The organism is Saccharopolyspora sp. NPDC049426 (assembly GCF_040676935.1).
Lineage (GTDB): Bacteria > Actinomycetota > Actinomycetes > Mycobacteriales > Pseudonocardiaceae > Saccharopolyspora.
In genome coordinates this window covers 199,773-218,891 of the sequence record NZ_JBFAPZ010000005.1, presented here as the reverse complement: position 1 = coordinate 218,891, position 19,119 = coordinate 199,773, and the positions used below count along the sequence as shown (strand labels likewise).

Below are 19,119 nucleotides of genomic sequence, written 5' to 3'. Positions count from 1 at the left end.
GTTCAAGAACGCGGCGGAGCCACTGTTTCAGGTGCGGGACTCAACCTGCACCGCCGCAGGTTCTGAGCGGTTTCGTGGCGAGTACGCCGCGACGCCGATGTCCACCCCCTGGGTAAGCGGCATACATCAGGAGTGGCGCACGGAGTCCACGGAACCGCTCAGGTCCTGCCACTGGCACCGCTGAGCAACGCAACTGCTCCTAGGAGCGCCTGTCCTCAGCCGCGGTGCTGGGACCTGGTCATTTCGGGGCCTGGTCCTGGGGCCAGCCGAGCTTGAGGGCCTCGTTGGTGACGTCGCTGAGCGCCGGGTCCTTCTTCGAGGACTTGCTGTAGAACGCCGAGTCGCCGATCACGACCAGCCGGTCCTGCCGCCCCGAGGCGTAGGCCGCGTCGTCGAGGTCGGGCATGTCGCTGGTGCCGTCGCGCTCGTCGTCCACCAGGTCCCGGATGTTGCCGGTGCCGTCCTTGGTGGTCAGCTCGTTGAGCTGGGTGGCGAACTGCGGCGTCGGCATCAGCACGGTGATCACCGAGGTGAGGACGCGGCGGCCGTCGGGCAGGGTCGTCGTGTAGAGCGCGCGGGTGAGGTGGTCGCACTCCTGCTTGCTGAAGAAGTTCTGGATGGAGTCGGTCGAGACACCCTTGCAGCCCTGGAACGCCTCTTCCTTGCGGACCAGGGTGAAGTCGTAGCGCAGCTTCAGCGGTGGCGGCGCGGCGACCTCGTCATCGGGTTTGATGGCGCTCCAGATCAGGCCGGACACGACCGCGATCAGCAGCAGCACGAGCCCTCGCAGCGCCCAGCCCATGGGCGTGACGCGCCGCGTCTGCTGCTGCCTCGGCGGCGGAGGCGGCGGCGCGGGCTGTCTGCTGGTGCCCGGGTACGGCTGCTGCGGCGCCTGGTGGGGCGCTTGCTGCGGCGTCGGCGAGTGCGTGATCACCGGCCTGGTGGCGTGCTCCGGGGTCGGTGCGGCCACCTGGCGGTCCTGCCTGATGTAGGCGTTGTCCCGCCTCAACGGCGCGGTATCACGCTGCGTGTTGCCGTCCGCTCCCGTCACGTCTTCAGGCACACCCTGTCGGTCTGACACGAGTGCCTACGGTAGCGGTTGTGGATTACGGGACGGACAACCCGATGCCCGGTTGCGCTGATCAGAGCAGTGCGCGGACCGCCCTTTCGACGTCCTCGGCGGTGTTGTAGAGGTGGAACGACACCCTGGCCTGGCCGCCGCGGCTGGCGCAGACCACACCGGCCGAGGTGAGCTTGGCCACGGCATCCGGGTCGGCCACCGACACGATCGCCGAACCGGCGGCCGGCATCCCGAGCTCCGCCCGGAACCCGTCGGCCAGGCCGCTGCAGTGCGCGGCGACCTCGGCGAGATCCAGACCGGCCAGCCACTCCATCGACACCGCCGCGCCGACCTGCGCGAGCCACACCGGCGAGATGTCCAGCCCGCGCGCGTCACCGGACAGCCGCAGCGGCAGGCCGTAGGTGGCCTCCCACGGGTCCTCGGCGGCGTACCAGTTGGCGCTGTGCGGAACCGGTCGCGGCGCGTCGGGGTGGACCGCCAGCCAGGCCGAGCCGCGCGGGGCCATCAGCCACTTGTACCCGGCACCGGCCACCCAGTCCGCCCAGTCCAGCCGCAGCGGCATCCAGCCCGCGGCCTGCGTGACGTCGAGCAGCACGCGCGTGCCGCGCTCCTGCTTGGCCAGTTCGAGCCCTTCGAAGTCGACGATGCGGCCGTCCTTGGACTGCACGGCGCTGACCGCGACGAGGTCGAACTCCGGTGCGCGCTCGCCGATTTCGTCCAGGTCGACCTCGGTGACGGTGACGCCGCGGCCGGCCTGCGCGGCGAACGGGAACAGCACGCTGGTGAAGTCGTCGGTGGCCACCAGCACCCGCGCGTGGTCGGGCAGGCTGGCCGCGACCAGGCCGATCACCTGAGAAGCGCTGGCTCCGATGGCGACCCGGTCGGTGGGAACGCCGATGAGGCGGGCGAAGGCGTCGCGGGCGGTGGCCACGGGCCCGTCGAAGTCACCGGGCCGGTCCGAGCCACGGCCCCAGCGCTCCACCGCCTCGGAGACCTTCCGGACGGCCTCGGTCGGCGGGATGCCGATGCTGGCGGTGTTGAGGTAACCGTCGGGGACGTCGAAGCTCGCGTCGAAAGCCTTCCGCATGACCACCATCCTCGCACCGATCAAGCCTCGTCGGTGATCTTTGCCTACCGTTGGGGCATGCACAGCGAAGAGATCGAGATCCGCACCGGTGGCCGCGAAGCGGTCCGCGATCTGCGCGACGAGTGCCAGCGGTTCCTCAGCTCGGCAGGGGCGGGCGACGGATTGCTCAACGTGTGGGTGCCGCACGCGACCGCGGGACTGGCGATCATCGAGACCGGCGCGGGCAGCGACGACGACCTGCTCACCGCGCTGCGCGACCTGCTGCCCGACGACGACCGCTGGCGGCACCGCCACGGCTCGCCCGGTCACGGCCGCGACCACGTAATGCCCGCGTTCGTGCCGCCCTACGCGACGATCCCCGTGCTGGGCGGCCGGATGGCGCTGGGCACCTGGCAGTCGGTGTGCCTGGTCGACACCAACGTCGACAACCCGGTCCGGAAGGTGCGGCTGAGCTTCCTTCACGGGTGAGGCCCAGCCGCAACCGTCACGCGCTCAGGAACTCCTGGAGCCCGGCGAGGTCGTCGGTGTTGATGTGGTCGACGCCGACCTCCTCGAGCACGCGCCACACGGCGTCGCGCTCGGCGCCCGCGCTGTCCGGGGTGGCCCAGAAGCGGACGCGCTGACCGGCGGCGTGCGCGTCGTTCACGATCTGCTCCAGCTCGTCGCGCTCCTCGGCGGGCATGTCGCCGGACCCGTCCCAGCTGAACACCTGCGTCCAGTCGTCGGAGACCAGCGGAACGAGCGCCGGATCGGCGCCGATCGAGCCGCCGGTGCCGCCGTCGAGGAACGCGTAGCGGTCGGACTGGCCCTCGATGAACTCGGTCGGCTTCTCACCGGAGATCACCACCGTCACCGGTCCTTCGGTGACGGTGCCGTTCTCGTAGTGGGTGAACAGGCCCGCGTACTTGGGGTCGCGCATGATCTCGTCGAGCCGCTCGTAGCCGTCCTCGCCGAAGGTCTTGAAGTCGACCAGCAGCTGGAGGTCGGCGTCGTGGCCCGGGTAGATGCTGCCGCCCCCGGCGTTGAGCCGCTCCACCAGCGGATCCAAGTACAGCGATTCGATGGTCCGGTCGGGGTTGAGCTGGAAGGGGTCGTGGCCGATCAGCAGCGAGTCGCCCAGCGGGTAGATGTCGGCCTCGACGCTGGTGAAGCCGTGGTCCAGCGCATCCAGCAGCGGACGTTCGTGCAGGTAGTCGTTGTGCCCGTGGGCCTGGGCCAACGGTTCGACGTCGGCGGCCGGTGCGGCGTGGGCCGCGATGGGCGCGACCAGGGTCAGCGCCGCCAGCGCGGGCAGCAGGAAACGTGCGAGGGACCGCATGACGAAGCCTCCGGTGATGATCAGTTGATCACCACCGGAGGCTAGTGCGATCGCCCGGGTCAGGGCGTGCGCTGACGAGATTCAGCCACGCACGACGTCGATCAGGTGCGCCACCGCGTCGTCGGCGGCGACCTCGGTGCGCTCGCCGGTGAGCCGGTCGCGGACCTCGACGACACCGTTGGCCAGGCCCTTGCCGACCACCAGGATCGACGGGATTCCGACCAGCTCGGCGTCGGCGAACTTCACGCCCGGCGAGACCGTGCGGTCGTCGAGGATCACCTGCACGCCGGCCGCGTCGAGCTCGGCTGCCATCTCCTCGGCGCGGGCCCGGACGGTCTCGTCCTTGCCCGCGATGACCACGTGCACGTCAGCCGGGGCAACCTCGCGCGGCCACGCCAGGCCCATGTCGTCGTGGCTCTGCTCGGCGATGGCCGCGACCAGGCGGGACACGCCGACGCCGTAGGAGCCCATGGTGATCCGCTTGGGCTTGCCGTCCTGCCCGAGCGCGTCCAGCGAGAACGCGTCGGCGTACTTGCGGCCGAGTTGGAAGATGTGCCCGATCTCGATGCCGCGCGCGGCCACCAGGGCTCCCCTGCCGTCGGGCGACGGGTCGCCCTCGCGGACCTCGGCTGCCTCGATGGTGCCGTCCGGCGTGAAGTCGCGGCCGCACACGAGGTCCAGCACGTGGTGGTCGGTCTTGTCCGCGCCGGTGACCCAGGCGGTGCCGGTGACCACGCGCGGGTCGACGACGTAGCGAACACCGTTCTCCTGCAACGCCTTCGGGCCGATGTAGCCCTTGACCAGGAACGGGTTGGCGGCGAAGTCGGACTCGTCCAGCAGCGCGACCTCGGCCGGCTCCAGCGAGGCTTCGAGGCGCTTCATGTCGACCTCGCGGTCGCCGGGCACGCCGATCGCCAGCAGCTGCCACTCGTCCGAACCCGGCTGGCGGGTCTTGACCAGCACGTTCTTCAGGGTGTCCGCGGCGGTGAACTTGCGGTCGGTGTTGGAGTTGAGGAAGTCGACCAGCGACTCGATGGTCGGCGTGCTCGGGGTGTGGTGCACCTCGGCGGCCGGCTTGTCCTCAATGGACTCCGCGGGCGGCGCGGGGGTGACCACGGCCTCGACGTTGGCGGCGAAACCGGACTCGGTGCTGCGGACGAAGGTGTCCTCACCGGTGGGGCTCTCGGCCAGGAACTCCTCCGAGGCCGAACCGCCCATCGCGCCGGAGGTGGCCGCCACGATCACGTAGCGCAGGCCGACCCGGTCGAAGAGCTTGATGTAGGCGTCGCGGTGCCGCTGGTAGGACGCCGACAGGCCCTCGTCGTCGATGTCGAAGGAGTAGGAGTCCTTCATCACGAACTCGCGGCCGCGCAGGATGCCCGCGCGGGGGCGCTCCTCGTCCCGGTACTTGGTCTGGATCTGGTACAGCACGACCGGGTAGTCCTTGTAGGAGCTGTACTCGCCCTTGACGGTGAGGGTGAACAGCTCCTCGTGCGTGGGCCCGAGCAGGTAGTCGGCGTTCTTGCGGTCCTTGAGCCGGAACAGGTTCGGCCCGTACTCGGTCCAGCGGTTGGACGCCTCGTAGGGCTCCTTGGGCAGCAGCGCGGGGAAGTGGATCTCCTGCGCGCCGATGGCGTCCATCTCCTGGCGCACGACCTCCTCGACCCGGCGCAGCACGCGCAGACCCAGCGGCAGCCACGAGTAGATGCCCGGCGCGATGCGCCGCACGTAGCCGGCCCGCACGAGCAGCTTGTGGCTCGGCACCTCGGCGTCGGCCGGATCCTCGCGCAGCGTACGCAGGAACAACGTCGACATCCTCGTGATCACGGCTACTGGCTCCTAGTTCGGCCCGATGGGAATACAGGCAGGGTAGCGACCACACCGACTCGCAGTGGTGCGCGGTTGCGGATGAAGCGGAGCACCCATGCTCCCGCACCCCAAACAACCAGGTCAAACGAATAAGCACCCTCCACCAGGCGCCCACCCGAGCCCCATCTAGACCCCCACAACCCACCCGACCAGAACCCCCTCACCACCCGTCCTCTCACACCTCAAACCCACTCCCCTCCCCCTCACCACGCACCTGACCGGGGGGTGACCCGATTACGGCCGTATTCAGGTCCCCGATTACGGCGGTATTCCGGGTTCCGGTTACGGCGGTATTCCGGGGCGGGAACGGGAGGACCCGAATTACTCCCGTAATCAGGGACCTGATTACCGGAGTAATCCGGTCACCTCTGTCGGAAGCCGAGCGTTCGGTTCACACCTTCAGGGAGTTTCAGGCCGGAAAGGGTCGTCGGGTGTATCTGTGGAGGGGGTTCGTTCCTCTTCCTGGTATGCGCCCCCAACGACGTCCGCCCGTCATCGACGATGTCCCGATCACCGTTTTCCGCCGCTGCGATGCCCGAGCGGCAGGTTGGACGGATGAACAGATCTACGCCTGCTTCCTCCGCGTGTTCCACGGCGTCTACACCACGCCCACCACACCCCTGACCCACGTCCTGAAATGCGCCGCGGCCGCGTTGACAGTCCCCGAAGACTCGGTCATCACCGGCAGATCGGCCCCGACGTTGCGCGGTGTGGACCTCGCCGGGTTCGGCGACCCGGTGGAGGTGATCGTGCCGAATCCCGACCTGATGATGCGCAGGAAGGGCCTGCGCTGCTCCGCGGTCCGGGTGGCCGAGTTCGAGCACTCGTCGTGGCGTGGGGTCGGCGTGGCCGGGTTTCCGCGCATCGCGTTCGACCTGCTCAAGCAGCGGTCGATCACGCAGGCGGTCGCCCACTGCGACGCCCTGCTGCACGCCGGGGTGATCACGGCGGACGAGATCGCGGGATTCCTCGTCGGCAGGCACGACCACGGGATCAGGCGCGCACGGCTGCGGGTTCCGTACTTGGACGGGCGGGCCGAATCGGTTCCCGAGTCGGTTCTCCGGGTCGAGTTCGTGCTGCGCGGGATGCATCCCGTGCCGCAGCTGGAGGTCTTCGACGGAGATCGCTTCGTCGCTCGGCTCGACCTCGCCTTCGAGGAGGCGGAGGTCGCGGCGGATCCGGCTCAGGCGGAGCACGACCGCGTTCGTCGCGATCGGCTCAGAGCGTTGGGGTGGACGGTGATCGTCGTGACCAACGACCGGCTCCGCGATCACGTGGACGAGGTCATCGCCGAGGTCGCGGCAGCGCTGGGAGGCCGGTCGGGGAAGGCCGCGTGACCGCTTACCCTGGTGGTCGTGTTGGTTCTGCTTCCTCCTTCGGAGACCAAGGCTGCTGGTGGGGACGGCGCTCCGCTGGAGCTGGCCGGAATGTCGCACCCTGAGCTGAACGGGACGCGCCGCGAGCTCGTCGATGCACTGTCCACTTTGGCTGGTGACGTGCCACGAAGCCTCGAGGTTCTGGGGATTTCCGAGCGGCAGGTCGACGAGGTGGAGCGCAACGCCGCGCTGTGGTCCTCCCCCACCGCTCCCGCGCTGGAGCGCTACACCGGCGTGCTCTACGACGCCCTGGACATCGGCTCCCTGGAACCCGCGCAGCGCAAGCAGGCCGACGAGCGGCTGGCGGTGGCCTCGGCGCTGTTCGGACTGGTGCGCGGAACCGACTCGATCCCCGCCTACCGGCTCTCCGGCGGAGGCTCGCTGCCCGGGCTGGGGACGCTGCGCAGCGTGTGGCGCCCGGTGCTGGAACCCGTGCTGGCCGCAGCCGACGATCTCGTGGTGGACCTGCGCTCGGGCGCCTACGCGGCGTTGGCGAAGGTCAGCGGTGCCGTCGAGGCGCGGGTGCTGTCCGAGGACCCTTCGGGGAAGCGCAAGGTCGTCAGCCACCACAACAAGTCCCACAAGGGCAGGTTGGCGCGGGCGCTGGCCTGCGCGCCTGCGGAGCCGCGGTCGGTCGAGGACGTCCTGGAAGTCGCCGCCGAGGCGGGGCTGCGGGTGGAGCGCGAAGCCGACCGCAAGCTCTGCGTCGTCGTCACGGCTTGAGGAGACGAACAGCACAGCCCGGCGCCTGTCCCCCGAACGCCGCGTTCGGTCCGATAGACTGCGGGCTGTCTGCGGCTGGCACTCGGCCGCAATGCGAGCGGCGTCCGCCGCTTTCGCCCACCCATCGGCGCAGTACCGCGCCGGGCTCGTCCTCGTGATCGCCCGCGGAAAGACCCGCGAAGCTCTCCCCGTGACGTGCCTACCTCCGGGGAGTACTCTTCGTGCCTTCTTCTTCTGCCACGCCCGCACGCCGCAGCCAGCCGGGACGTCCGCGACGTCGCCGTCCGCAGGCCAAGGCGCAGCCGGTCAAGCGCAGCCTGTTCGACGAGGTCGGGGTGACGGCCGTCGACCCGGCGCCGTTCGCCGATCTCGGACTGCCCAACCGCCTGGTGCGCGCCCTGCACGACAGCGGCATGCGGGAAGCGTTCCCGATCCAGGCCGCCACCATCCCTGACGCGCTGACGGGACGTGACGTGCTCGGCCGCGGCCAGACGGGTTCCGGCAAGACGCTGGCGTTCGGGCTTCCGCTGCTGGCGCTGCAGACCGAGAACGCGCGGCCGATGCGCCCGCGCGGCCTGGTGCTGGTGCCCACCCGCGAACTGGCCACCCAGGTCACCGATTCGCTCAAGCCGCTGGCCAAGGCCCTGGGCTTGTACGTCCGCGAGGTCGTCGGCGGAACCTCGTTCAACCGGCAGGTCGACACGCTGCGACGCGGCGTGGACGTCCTGGTCGCGACACCGGGTCGGCTGGCCGACCACGTGCGGCAGGGCACCTGCGATCTGTCCGAGGTGGAGCGCACGGCGCTGGACGAGGCCGACCAGATGGCCGACATGGGATTCCTGCCGCAGGTCCGGGAACTGCTCGACATGGTTCCCTCCGACGGTCAGCGGCTGCTGTTCTCCGCGACTCTCGACGGTGACGTGGACAAGCTCGTCGAGCGGTACATGACCGACCCGGTGGTGCACTCGCTGGCGCCGCCGTCGGCCAGCGTGGACAGCATGGAGCACCACCAGTTGTTGGTGTCGGCGACCGACAAGCAGGACGTGCTGTCGCGCATCGCCGCGCGCGAGGGCCGCACCATCATGTTCGTGCGCACCAAGCACCACGCGGACCGGCTCGCCAAGAAGCTGCGCGCCGTCGGCGTGGAAGCCGGTGCGCTGCACGGCGGGAAGGCGCAGAACGCCCGCACCCGCATCCTCGACGAGTTCAAGAACGCCTCGACCAGCACGTTGGTGGCCACCAACGTCGCGGCGCGCGGGATCCACATCGACGACGTGAGCCTGGTGGTGCACGTCGAGCCGCCGGCCGACCCCAAGGACTACCTGCACCGCGCCGGACGCACCGCGCGCGCGGGTTCCAGCGGCACGGTGGTGACGCTGGTGACCGACGACCAGAAGCAGGCGTTCCGCGCCATGGCGAACCAGGCCGGGGTGAAGGCCATCACCACCGAGGTCCGGCCGCAGGACTCCGAACTCGCGCGCGTCACCGGCGCCCGCGAGCCGTCCGGCACGCCGCTGGCCGCGCCGCAGCGCCAGCAGCAGAAGCCCGCGAAGTCGCGCGGTGAGCACCGTCCGCAGCGCGCTCCGCGCGGGACCGAACCGTCCCGCCGAGCCAACCACGGTGGGAGCGGCTCGAGCGGCAACGCGAACCGCAACCGCCGCGGAGCGTCGGGCGGCCGCACGGGCGCCCCGCAGCGCGCTCGCCGCTCCAACTCCCCTCGCTGACCCCGCATAGCGCGAACGCGGACGCCCCCGAGAACCATCGGGGTCGTCCGCGTCTGCGTGTCTACCCGTCCCGTCGCCAGCTCCCCGATTTCAGTGGAAATCGGAGGTCTGATTTCCACTGAAGTCCGGTGCCCCTGGTGAGGCGGGACGACGTGAGGTGCCCCTGGGAGCTGGTTGCTCGCCAGGGGCACTTCGGGGTCGTGGGTCAAGGTTTGAGGCCTGCTACCGGGCCTATGACCACTACCGCGGGGGGTTTGATGTCGTGGGTTCGAACGTCTGCGGCGACCTGGGCCAGGGTGGTCTTCAGGGAGCGCTGGGTCCCGGTGGTGGCTTCCTGGACGACCGCGACCGGGGTGTCGGCCGGTCGGCCGTTCTTGATCAGGACCTCGGCGAACGCCTCGATGCGCTGGACCGCCATGAGCAGCACGAGCGTGCCGCGCAGCCGGGCCAGGGCCTCCCAGTCCACCAGCGACCGCTCGTCGTCCGGGGCGACGTGGCCGGAGACCACGACCGCCTCGTGCGCCACGCCCCGGTGGGTGACCGGCACGTCGGCCATCGCGGGCGCCGAGAAGGCGCTGGTGATGCCCGGCACCACGGTCACGGGAACACCGGCTTCCGCGCAGGCCAGCAGCTCTTCGAAGCCGCGCCCGAACACGTACGGGTCGCCGCCCTTGAGCCGGGCCACGAACTTGCCCGCGCGAACCTTCTCGATCAGAGTCTCGTTGATCACCGACTGGCTCGCCGACCGCCCGTAGGGGATCTTCGAGGCGTCGATGACCTCGACGTGCGAGCCCAGCTCCTCCAGCAGCTCCCGCGGCGCCAGGTGGTCGGTGATGACCACGTCGGCCTTGGCCAGCAGCCGCCGTCCGCGGACCGTGATCAGGTCCGGGGCGCCGGGGCCGCCGCCGATCAGCGCGACGCCGGGGGCGTGCGGCTCGGGGTGCTCGTCGACCACGCCGGCCTGCATCGCTTCCAGCAGCGCGTCGCGAACTCCGGCGCTGCGGCGCGGTTTTCCGCCGGCCAGCACGCCGAGCAGCAGCCCGTCGTGCTCGGCGACGGCGGGGGTGACCGCGCTCCCGTCGGTGGCGTTGTCGGAGCGGACGCAGAACACCCGGTTGCGTTCGGCCTCCGCGCCGACGGCGGCGTTGACCTCGTCGGACGAGGTCGCGGCGACGGCGTACCAGGCGCCGTCGAGGTCGCCGTCGCGGTATTCGCGACGGCTCCAGGTGATCTCGCCCGAGTCGGCCAGCGCTTCCACCGCGGGCGTCGCCTGCGGGGCGATCACCTCGACGGCGGCGCCGGCGTTGATCAGCCGGGGAAGCCGTCGCTGCGCGACGGGTCCGGCACCGACCACGACCACGCGGCGACCGGCGAGGTCGAGTCCGGCGAGGTAGTGGTTATCCGTTTGAGTGGCCATGTGCGTGTCCGTGTGCGTGACCGTGCCCGGTCGGGTCGTCAGGGTGGTGGTGCGGCGTCTGCGGTGCACCCAGTTTGTCCTCGAAACCCGGAAGCAGCACCCGGTACGCGCAGGTGTCGCAGTTCATCCGGATGTCACCGTGCAGGGCCTCGTGGTATCGCTCCACGACGAGGTCGACCAGGGCGTCGCAGTCTCCCAGATATCCGGCGACGTGGAGCTGGAGCTCCGGTGCGGTCTGGGCCCACTCGCGCGCCTGCGTCACGACGCGCTGCGGCAGCACGCCGTCGAACAGGAAGTACGGGGCCACCACGACGCGCTTGGCCCCGAGCTTGCGAGCCCGGTCCAGCCCGCCAGGGACGTCCGGCGATGCCAGGGAGATGTACGCGGTCTCAACCGTCTCGAAACCGCAGGTCTCCTGCAAGAGGCGTGAGACCTTGCACACCTCGGCGTTGGCGTCGGGGTCGGTCGAGCCGCGGCCCACGAGAACCACTGCCGTGTCGGCCCATTCGTCGCGCGGAACCTGCTCCGCGATCCGCTCGGCGAGCAGGTCCAGCAGGATCGGGTGCGGCCCGAGCGGGCGCCCGAAGACGAAGGACGTGCCCGGGTGGCGGCGGACCTCGCGTTCGAGAGCGGCGGGGATGTCGCCCTTGCCGTGCCCGGCGGCGACCAGCACCAGCGGCACCGCGGCCATCCGGCGGTGGCCCTTGTCGGTGAGTTCGGTCCAGGCTTCGGTGACCGCGGGGGCGGACAGCTCGATGAACCCGCCCGAGCTGTCGACACCGGCTGCCGACATCCGGGCCTTGAGCCGTTCGAGGAAGGCGTGGAACTGCGCGACGCCTTGTTCGTCCACCGTGCCGTGGCCCACGACCAGCAGCGGTTCGGTCACCGGTTACCTCCAGGTTCTGCCCAGTAGAGCAGGGCGTTGATGGCGGCGGCGGCGATCGCCGCACCACCACGTTCGGTCAGGGTGCTCACGGCCGGTAGGCCGCTGCGCCGCAGTGCGGCCTTGCTGTCCACGGCGCCGACGAAGCCGACCGGGACTCCGACGATCAGCGCCGGTTCCAGTTCGCCGTTCTCGGCGAGCTGGAGCAGTTCGAGGAGCGCGGTGGGGGCGTTGCCGACGGCCCACACCGCACCGCGCGGGTGTTCGGCCGCCGCGAGCCGCATCCCCGCCGCGGAGCGGGTGAGCTCTTCGGAGGCGGCGAGGTCGGTGACCCCGGGGAAGTCCAGGCCGATGCGGACCTCCCGGGCGGTGATGCCGGAGGCGACCATGCGCACGTCGGTGATCAGCGGTGCCCCGGCGAGCAGGGCGTCGCGGCCTTGCCGCAGCGCGGGTTCGTCCGCGACGACCTCGCCGGTCCAGCTGGGGTCGGCGGTGGTGTGCACGACGCGTTCGACGACCGCCCGGGTCAGCGGTTCGAACCGGTCGAAGTCGGCTCGTGACCGCATGATCCGGTAGGACTCGGTCTCGATCGGATGGACTGTGCGCCTCATGGTCGTTCCTGTTTCCTATGCGATTTCCGCGCTTTTCCGGGCGGCGAACCGCCACCACGCCGCCGCACCGCCCCAGACCAGCAGGAACAGGCCCAGGGTCACGTATCCGAGCAGCTCGAACTGGTCCCCGATCGCGGCGACCCCGTCGAGGAATTCCAGGCCGGATTCGGCCAGGACCCCGGAGAGCACGACGAAGGCGACCAGCGCGGCGAGCCCCACGGTCAGCGCGGTGGTGGTGACGTTGACCCACAGCCGCCGCAGCGGGCGGGCCAGGGACCAGGTGTAGGCGCGGGACATCAGCATTCCGTCCACGCTGTCCACAGTGCACATTCCGGCGGCGAACAGCAGCGGCAGGCTCAGCACGGCGATGGCCGACAGGTTCGCGCCCGGGGTGACCATCGCCAGGACGGTGATCTCGGTGGCGGTCTGCATGCCGAGGCCGAACAGCAGGCCGATGCCGAACAGGTGCCAGGACCGGGCCACGCCCTGCATCCGGCCGCGCAGCAGTCGTGCGAGCAGACCGCGGCGTCCGAGGACGATCTCGACCTCGGCTTCGTCGATGGCGCCGCTCCGGGCGCGGCGCAGCAGCCGCCACGCGTCGCGCAGCACGAGCGCGTTGAGCACGGCGAGGGCGGTCAGCACGGCGACCACGATCAGGTCGACGGCGGTGGCCATGCGCACGCCGGTCTGCTCGGCCCACTGCTGGGCGGCGGGTCCGGCGATGAAGGCGACCGCGCAGGCCAGCAGCATCACGACGCTGGCGTGGCCGAGGGCGAACCACATGCCGGTGGACACCGGACGCCTGCCGCGCTGCATCAGCAGCCGGGTCGCGTCGTCGATGACGGCGACGTGGTCGGCGTCGAAGCCGTGCCGCAGGCCGAGCAGGTAGGCGGTGGTGCCGGCGGCGGCGAGGCCCCCGGCGGTGCTGAACGCCTGCTCGTGCAGCAGGTAGGCACCCCAGCCCGCGAGGTGCAGTGCTCCGATGGCGGCCAGCAGGACCGCTGACTTCCGGCGCTCGCGCGCGCCCCAACCGGTGGTGTCCCGGCTCACTTCGGCATCCCGACTCATGGGATATCCGACCTCCTGGGTTCTCCCGCCCGGGGTTCGGTGGCCGCGCGCCGCGGGTTCGCGGCACGGGGCCGGCGCGCAGTGTCCTGACTCCCGGATCGGCGTGGTTCCCCCGCCTTCCAGCTGGTGACAGCCGTGGCGATGGGTGGGGACCACTCCCCGGTCACAGTGGCGGGACCGTCCCGGACTCGCACCGGGTTCCTGCACTGTCGGCGACGGTCATCCTTGCCTGATCTACGGTCCGAGGTCAAACCTGGTGAAATCGATCACGTTGCGTGATCTGCGCGCTGCTCCCGTCGGTCGATACCGCTTTCAACTGGCTCAAACAGGGGTACACGGTCGGGTGAGCCCATTGCTCCGGCTCGATGCTGCGTCAAGGAGGCCACCATGAACGAGACGCACTCGATCACGCTGAACCTGCAGGTCGTGGAGGCAGGGGCGAAGACGACCGCGGATGTCGGATTCACCACTCCCGCCGGGCAGGCGCTGCACGGTCACGGCACGGCCCGCAGGCACCCCGACGATCCCGAGGTACCGCAGATCGGCGACGAGATCGCCATCGCGCGAGCCCTCTTCGAACTCGCCCACAAGCTCCTGGACAACGCCTCCAACGACATCGGGGACCGACTCCGCAGGCGCGTCCACCTGCCCGCCTGACCAGCGCCCCAGAACCGTCGACGGGGAGATCGCGCTGATCGGAGGGCCTTCACCGCGGTCTGCTCACGCGACCTCGGCGAGGACGTCGCGGACGACGTTCGCGGCGACTTCGCCGACGTCCACGGGCAGGCCCGGTCTGGCGCGCACCCGGAGTTGGACGGGGTCCAGGCACGGCAGGTCGCGGCGCTCGACCAGCCCGACCGGCCGGGTCTTGGTCGAGGGCAGCAGCGTCACGCCCAGACCCGCGCGTGCCGCGGCGAGCACACCGGAGAGGTCGGCCGCTTCGCAGACCAGGTCCGGCCCCCTGCCGAGCGCGTCCATCGCCTCGATCGCGTGTCTGCGCAGGGTGCAGGGCTGGTCGAACACGACCATTGGCAGCGGCCGGTCCTCGGGCGGCGGCTGCCAGTCCGGAGCGGAGAACCACTCCAGCCGGAAACGACCTGCGTCGATGCTGCGGGAGCAGACGGTCTCGTCGATGAGCAGAGCGAGGTCGATGCTGCCGCGATCGACCGAGTCGGCGAGCCGGGCCGTGCGGTCCAGCCGGAAGCGGATCTCGCGGTCCGGGAACGCCGCGCGCATCCCGGAAGCCAGCTCGGGCAGGAAGCGGTCGGCGGCGTGCTCGGTGGAGCCGAACACCAGCGTGCCTCGACCTTCGGCGCCGAGCCTGCGCACCGCCTCGTCGTGAACGTCGAGGATGCGGCGGGCCTCGGCCAGCAGCAGCTCGCCGTCGGCGGTGAACCGGGCGTGCCTGCCTTCCCGGACCACCAGCTTGCGGTCCAGCGCGCGTTCGAGCTTGCGCAGGTGCTGGCTGATCGCGGACTGCGTCAGGTACAGCGCCGCCGCGGCCCGGTGGAACCCGCCGCACTCGGCGACGGCCACCAGGCTGCGCAGCGCGACGACGTCGAGCACTGCACTCATGCCGTCCAGCCTAGACCGATCAGGAACTGCGATCGATCGCGATTGCTTATCGTTGTTGGACACGGCGGAGCCGCACCGGAACGCTCGTGGACATGCACACGTCGCGGTCGATCCCGCTCTCGCTCGCCGCACCGATCGTCTTCTTCTGGGCCAGCGGATACCCGACCGGAGCTCTGGGCGTCGCCGCCGCACCGCCGTTCCTGCTGACCGCCGTGCGCCTGACGCTGGCGGCGGCGGTGCTCACCGCGATCGCGCTGGTGCGCCGGGCCGCCTGGCCGACCGGCGGCGGCCTCGGGCACAGCGCAGCGGCCGGCCTGCTGACGCACGCGATGCAGTTCGGCGGGTGCTACGGCGGCATGGCCGCCGGAGTGCACGCCTCGGTGACCGCCCTGGTGATCTCGATGAACCCGGTGCTCACGGCCGCGCTGGCGGCAGTGCTGCTGCGGGAGCGGCTGAGCCGGTGGCGACTCCTCGGCCTCGCGCTCGGCGTGCTGGCGGTTCTGGTCACCCTGGGCGGGCAGGTCGCGGCCGAGGGCGAGTGGAACCCCGCGATCCTCCTCACGCTGATCGGGCTGCTGGGCTTCTCGGCGGGCGGTCTCTACCAGCAGCGCTACTGCGGCAGCATCGACCTGCGCTCCGGCGCGGCCGTGCAGACCGCGGCCGCGGCGCTGGTGATCGGGGTGATCGCGCTGTTCGAGGACGGCCACGTCACGCACTGGGCGCAGGCCGGGATCTCCGTGGTGTGGCTGGTGATCACCGGATCGGTGCTGGGCGTGAGCTGCTACCTGCGGGCGGTGGCGGTCGGCGGCGCGGCGCGGGCGAGCGCCCTGTTCAGCGCCGTGCCACCGTTGACCGCGGTGCTCGCCTGGCCGTTGCTCGGCGAAACACCTTCGTTCGCAGTGGTTCTCGGCATCGCCCTGGCGACGACCGCGTGCGTCCTGGGCACTCGCACCGAAACCCGCGCGCCCGCCCGCGTCTAGGCGGCTCGGCGGATCCGCTCCCACGCCGCTTCGACGTGCCTGCGCTCGGTCGCCGGTGAGCCGATGGCCAGCCGCAGCAGGGTTCGTCCACCGATCTTGGTGTGGGTGAGGTAGAGGTCGCCGGAGTCGTTGAGCGCGTTCATCACCCGGTGCGTGCGCTCGTTGGCCTCGTCGACCGGCAGGTCCGGGTAGCGCGGCCGGAAGCAGACCAGCGCGAACGGGTGCGGTTCCAGCAGCTCGAAATCGGGGTCGTCGCGCACCCGCGCGGCGAACTCCTGGGCCAGCGCGACGGTGTCGCGGATGTGCGCGCGCAGCCCTTCGGCCCCGTACCAGCGCAGCACCGACCACAGCTTCAGCGAGCGGAACCGGCGGCCGAGCGGGACCTGCCAGTCCCGGTAGTCGATCACCTCACCGGACTCGCTGGCCTCGTTGCGCAGGTACTCCGGCAGGATCGACAAGGCCTCGATCATCGGGGCCCGATCGGCCAGCCACAGGGCGCTGCAGTCGAAGTTGGTCAGCAGCCACTTGTGCGGGTTGGTGCAGTAGGAGTCGGCGAAGTCGGCGACTCCGTCGTTGATCCAGCGCAGCTCCGGGCACACCGCCGCGACACCGGCGTAGGCGGCGTCGACGTGCAGCCAGACGCCGCGGCTCCGGCAGACCTCGCCGATCTCGCGCACGGGGTCGATCGCGGTGGTCGAGGTGGTGCCGATCGTCGCGCACACCATCGTCGGCACCGCACCTGCTTCCACGTCCGCGGCGATGAGTTCGTCGAGGTGGCGCGGGTCCATGCCGAGCGTTTCCGGGTCGGTGTCGACCACCCGCACGTTGTCCGCGCCGATACCGGCCAGCCGCGCCGCCCGCTCCAGCGAGGAGTGGGTGTGCGCCGAGACGTAGAGCGCGTGGCGGCGGGTGATGCCCCTCCGCGCGACGTCTTCGCCCGTCCGCTGGAGCGCGGCCAGGCACGCGACGAGCACGGCGCTGGACGCGGAGTCCTGGATGACCCCGCCACCGGCCGCGTCGGTGCGGAAATGCGCAGGCAGGCCCAGCAATTCGGTCAGCCAGTCCACGACGACGGTTTCCAGCTCGGTGCAGGCCGGGCTCGTCGCCCACACCATGCCCTGCACACCGAGCCCGCTGGAGAGCAGGTCACCGAGGATCGACGGCCCGCTCGAATTGGCCGGGAAGTAGGCGAAGAACCCCGGGTGCTGCCAGTGCGTCACACCCGGCAGCAGGATCTCGTCGAGGTCCCGCAGAACCTGGTCGAACCCCTCGCCCCGTTCCGGCGGATGCGCGGGGAGCGCGTCCCGCACCGCCCCCGGACCCACCTGCGAGCGCACCGGGAGCGACTCGATCCCCGCCCGGTAATCCGCGATCCAGTCCACGACCTGCTTGCCGACCCGCCGGAACTCCTCCGGCGACATGTCACCACCCACCCGACCACCTTCCCACTCCCAACGCGATCAGCGCAGGAGGTCGATGGCGTCTCTGGGGCAGATCTCGACGCATTCGCCGCAGGACGTGCAGGCCTCGGCGAGCACGTAGGGGCGGCCCGGGGCCGGGCGGAGGGCGTGTTCCGGGCAGGTGAGCAGGCACGCGCCGCAGGCGGTGCACGCGTCGGTGATGGTCAGCGGGTCAACGGACATCGCCCGCCATCCAGCGGTAGCCGCGCGGGGTGACCATCCGGCGACCGACCACAGTGGACTGCGAGGAGCCGACGACGACCGTGGTGAACATGTCCACGTCCGCCGGGTCGAACTCGTCGATCGAGGCGCACCAGACCTTCTGGTCCGCGCGGCTGGCCTGGCGGACCGCGCCGACCGGGGTCGTCGCCGGGCGGTGCTCGGCGAGGATCTCCAGAGCGCGGCCGAGCTGCCAGTGGCGCTGCACCGAACGCGGGTTGTAGAAGCAGACCACCAGGTCGCCCTCGGCGGCGGCGCGGACCCGGCGCTCGATCATCTCCCACGGCGTGTGCAGGTCGGACAGGCTGATCAGCGCGTGGTCGTGGCCGAGCGGGGCACCCAGCAGCGCCGATGCCGACAGCGCGGCGGTCACGCCCGGCACGCCGACGACCTCGATGTCCACGTCGGCCTTCTCCAGCGCCGGACTGGCCATCGCGTACACGCCTGCGTCGCCGGAACCGATCAGCGCGACCGCGCGGCCCTGCTTGGCCAGCTCGACCGCCTCGGCCGCGCGAGCCTCCTCGGCGCCCAGGCCGGTGGCGCGCTCCTCGGTGCCGGGCCGCAGCAGGTGCCGGACCTGGTCGAGGTACTGGTCGAGGCCGACGACCACCGACGCGCGGCGCAGCTCGGCGTCCGCGCGCGGCGTGCGCAGGTCGGGGGCACCGGGCCCGATGCCGACGATGGCGAGCCTGCCGCGCGGGCTGATCCGGGCGGCGGCGACGGTGACGTTGTCACCCTTGATCTTGTCCGCGACCAGCTCGACCGGGGCGCCGTAGGCGAGCTCGTCGGCGGCGTGCAGCGCGGAGGCCTCGGCGACGCTGGGCGTGCCGACCTCGCTGCGCACCACCTCGCTCGGGTTGGGCACCTCGACCCCGGCCAGCACCTCGGCCGGGTAGGTCAGCAGGGACAGCTCGTCGCCGCCGTCCTTGGAGTGCCAGAAGCCCAGGTCCTGCACCGCGTCGAGGATGCCGGCCTCGTCGGCCTTGAGGTCGACGCTGGCGAAGGCGCGGATGGCGCGCGGGTCCAGGCCGTGCTCGCTGTCGAGCCGGGCGATGGTCTCGGCGACCGCCGTGCGCGACACACCGCGCGCGGAGCCGACTCCGACGACCAGCGTGCGCGGGACGAGGCGCAGCGTGCGCTCATCGTCCTCGGTCGGGCGGCGGTCGTCGATCACCACCGTCCACTGCGGGTTCGCGACGTCGGCGCCGACGTTGGGCGGCAGCGCCGGGAGCGGGAAGCCGTGCGGGTTGACCAGCTGGACCGGTTCGCCGTCGAGGATCGCCACGCCGCAGGACGGCAGGTCACCGTCGACGGTGGCGTCGAGCTGCTCGACGAGCTCGTCGAGCGCGGTCGTGCCGGTGGAGTCGGTGGCGGTGGTGATCACCGGGGTGCACCCGAAGATGTCGGCGACCTGCTCGGCCAGCGCGTTCGCACCGCCGCCGTGACCTCCGGTCAGGGCGATGGCGAAGCGCTGCGCCTCGTCGACGCTGACGATGCCGGGGTCGGTGTGCTTGTCCTGCAGCAGGGGCGCCACCAGCCGGATCGTGGCGCCGCTGGCCAGGAAGAACACGGCGGCGTCGAGGTGGTCCCAGAGGCGTCGGACGGCCGGTCCGATCGGACCGTCGGCGACCAGGGCCTCCGGCCCCAGCCGTCCGGCGAGTTCGGCGGCCGCCCGCCGTCCCGCCGCGGTCACCGCGAACAGACCGATCACTGCTACTCCCCTTTTCG

General features: G+C 71.1%; 18 protein-coding genes and 1 riboswitch. Of the genes, 6 read left to right on the top strand and 12 right to left on the bottom strand.

The window, feature by feature from the left end:
- Positions 1-238: 238 nt before the first annotated feature.
- A complete protein-coding gene (locus tag AB0J78_RS12795) occupies positions 239-1,081 on the bottom strand; it encodes a hypothetical protein (protein ID WP_363789088.1) in 843 nt (280 codons plus the stop codon).
- Between the two features lie 61 nt (positions 1,082-1,142).
- Positions 1,143-2,168, bottom strand: a complete 1,026-nt coding sequence (locus AB0J78_RS12790; protein ID WP_363789087.1) for an aminotransferase class V-fold PLP-dependent enzyme — start codon at positions 2,166-2,168, stop codon at positions 1,143-1,145.
- 57 nt (positions 2,169-2,225) lie between these two features.
- Between AB0J78_RS12790 and AB0J78_RS12785 the strand changes: the two genes are divergently transcribed.
- Positions 2,226-2,636, top strand: coding sequence for a secondary thiamine-phosphate synthase enzyme YjbQ (locus AB0J78_RS12785; protein WP_363789086.1), 411 nt, complete (start codon positions 2,226-2,228; stop codon positions 2,634-2,636).
- Positions 2,637-2,652: 16 nt separating this feature from the next.
- Here AB0J78_RS12785 and AB0J78_RS12780 read toward each other — a convergent pair whose 3' ends face one another.
- On the bottom strand, positions 2,653-3,486 hold the full coding sequence (locus tag AB0J78_RS12780) for a phosphatidylinositol-specific phospholipase C/glycerophosphodiester phosphodiesterase family protein (RefSeq protein WP_363789085.1): 834 nt from the start codon (positions 3,484-3,486) through the stop codon (positions 2,653-2,655).
- 81 nt (positions 3,487-3,567) lie between these two features.
- Positions 3,568-5,313 (bottom strand): proline--tRNA ligase, encoded by a 1,746-nt coding sequence (locus AB0J78_RS12775; RefSeq protein ID WP_363789084.1) that lies wholly within the window; start codon positions 5,311-5,313, stop codon positions 3,568-3,570.
- Positions 5,314-5,822: 509 nt separating this feature from the next.
- On the opposite strand from AB0J78_RS12775, the gene AB0J78_RS12770 reads away from it, so the two are divergent.
- From AB0J78_RS12770 to AB0J78_RS12760, 3 genes are all read left to right on the top strand, one after another.
- Complete coding sequence (locus AB0J78_RS12770) at positions 5,823-6,692, top strand: hypothetical protein (protein ID WP_363789083.1); 870 nt, start codon at positions 5,823-5,825, stop codon at positions 6,690-6,692.
- An 18-nt stretch (positions 6,693-6,710) separates the two neighbouring features.
- A complete protein-coding gene (yaaA, locus tag AB0J78_RS12765) occupies positions 6,711-7,454 on the top strand; it encodes a peroxide stress protein YaaA (protein ID WP_363789082.1) in 744 nt (247 codons plus the stop codon).
- Between the two features lie 335 nt (positions 7,455-7,789).
- Complete coding sequence (locus AB0J78_RS12760; protein WP_363789313.1) at positions 7,790-9,178, top strand: DEAD/DEAH box helicase; 1,389 nt, start codon at positions 7,790-7,792, stop codon at positions 9,176-9,178.
- Between the two features lie 205 nt (positions 9,179-9,383).
- On the opposite strand, the gene cobA is transcribed toward AB0J78_RS12760, so the two are convergent.
- Genes cobA through AB0J78_RS12740 form a run of 4 tightly spaced genes read right to left on the bottom strand, consistent with a single transcriptional unit; the run spans position 9,384 to position 13,157 of the window.
- The gene (gene cobA, locus AB0J78_RS12755; RefSeq protein WP_363789081.1) at positions 9,384-10,595 is read right to left on the bottom strand and encodes a uroporphyrinogen-III C-methyltransferase; all 1,212 of its coding nucleotides are present in this window, start codon (positions 10,593-10,595) and stop codon (positions 9,384-9,386) included.
- Positions 10,576-11,481, bottom strand: coding sequence for a sirohydrochlorin chelatase (locus AB0J78_RS12750; RefSeq protein WP_363789080.1), 906 nt, complete (start codon positions 11,479-11,481; stop codon positions 10,576-10,578). The genes cobA and AB0J78_RS12750 overlap by 20 nt, the downstream gene beginning before the upstream one ends.
- Positions 11,478-12,089, bottom strand: coding sequence for a precorrin-8X methylmutase (locus AB0J78_RS12745; RefSeq protein ID WP_363789079.1), 612 nt, complete (start codon positions 12,087-12,089; stop codon positions 11,478-11,480). The genes AB0J78_RS12750 and AB0J78_RS12745 overlap by 4 nt, the downstream gene beginning before the upstream one ends.
- Before the next feature lie 15 nt (positions 12,090-12,104).
- Positions 12,105-13,157, bottom strand: a complete 1,053-nt coding sequence (locus tag AB0J78_RS12740) for a nickel transporter (protein ID WP_363789078.1) — start codon at positions 13,155-13,157, stop codon at positions 12,105-12,107.
- A gap of 79 nt (positions 13,158-13,236) precedes the next feature.
- Positions 13,237-13,361, bottom strand: a riboswitch (cobalamin riboswitch).
- A 183-nt stretch (positions 13,362-13,544) separates the two neighbouring features.
- Between AB0J78_RS12740 and AB0J78_RS12735 the strand changes: the two genes are divergently transcribed.
- The gene (locus AB0J78_RS12735; protein ID WP_363789077.1) at positions 13,545-13,814 is read left to right on the top strand and encodes a DUF1876 domain-containing protein; all 270 of its coding nucleotides are present in this window, start codon (positions 13,545-13,547) and stop codon (positions 13,812-13,814) included.
- Positions 13,815-13,877: 63 nt separating this feature from the next.
- Here the strand turns inward: AB0J78_RS12735 and AB0J78_RS12730 are convergent, their stop codons facing one another.
- A complete protein-coding gene (locus AB0J78_RS12730) occupies positions 13,878-14,732 on the bottom strand; it encodes a LysR substrate-binding domain-containing protein (protein ID WP_363789076.1) in 855 nt (284 codons plus the stop codon).
- A 92-nt stretch (positions 14,733-14,824) separates the two neighbouring features.
- On the opposite strand from AB0J78_RS12730, the gene AB0J78_RS12725 reads away from it, so the two are divergent.
- Positions 14,825-15,712 carry a DMT family transporter gene (locus AB0J78_RS12725; RefSeq protein ID WP_363789075.1) on the top strand — a complete coding sequence of 296 codons (888 nt, stop codon included), beginning with the start codon at positions 14,825-14,827 and terminating at the stop codon, positions 15,710-15,712.
- On the opposite strand, the gene AB0J78_RS12720 is transcribed toward AB0J78_RS12725, so the two are convergent.
- Genes AB0J78_RS12720 through cobJ form a run of 3 tightly spaced genes read right to left on the bottom strand, consistent with a single transcriptional unit; the run spans position 15,709 to position 19,102 of the window.
- Complete coding sequence (locus AB0J78_RS12720) at positions 15,709-17,133, bottom strand: aminotransferase class I/II-fold pyridoxal phosphate-dependent enzyme (RefSeq protein WP_363789312.1); 1,425 nt, start codon at positions 17,131-17,133, stop codon at positions 15,709-15,711. The two genes, AB0J78_RS12725 and AB0J78_RS12720, sit on opposite strands and share 4 nt — an antisense overlap.
- Before the next feature lie 39 nt (positions 17,134-17,172).
- On the bottom strand, positions 17,173-17,355 hold the full coding sequence (locus AB0J78_RS12715) for a 4Fe-4S binding protein (protein WP_132620780.1): 183 nt from the start codon (positions 17,353-17,355) through the stop codon (positions 17,173-17,175).
- Positions 17,345-19,102 (bottom strand): precorrin-3B C(17)-methyltransferase, encoded by a 1,758-nt coding sequence (cobJ, locus tag AB0J78_RS12710; RefSeq protein WP_363789074.1) that lies wholly within the window; start codon positions 19,100-19,102, stop codon positions 17,345-17,347. The genes AB0J78_RS12715 and cobJ overlap by 11 nt, the downstream gene beginning before the upstream one ends.
- Positions 19,103-19,119: the final 17 nt, after the last annotated feature.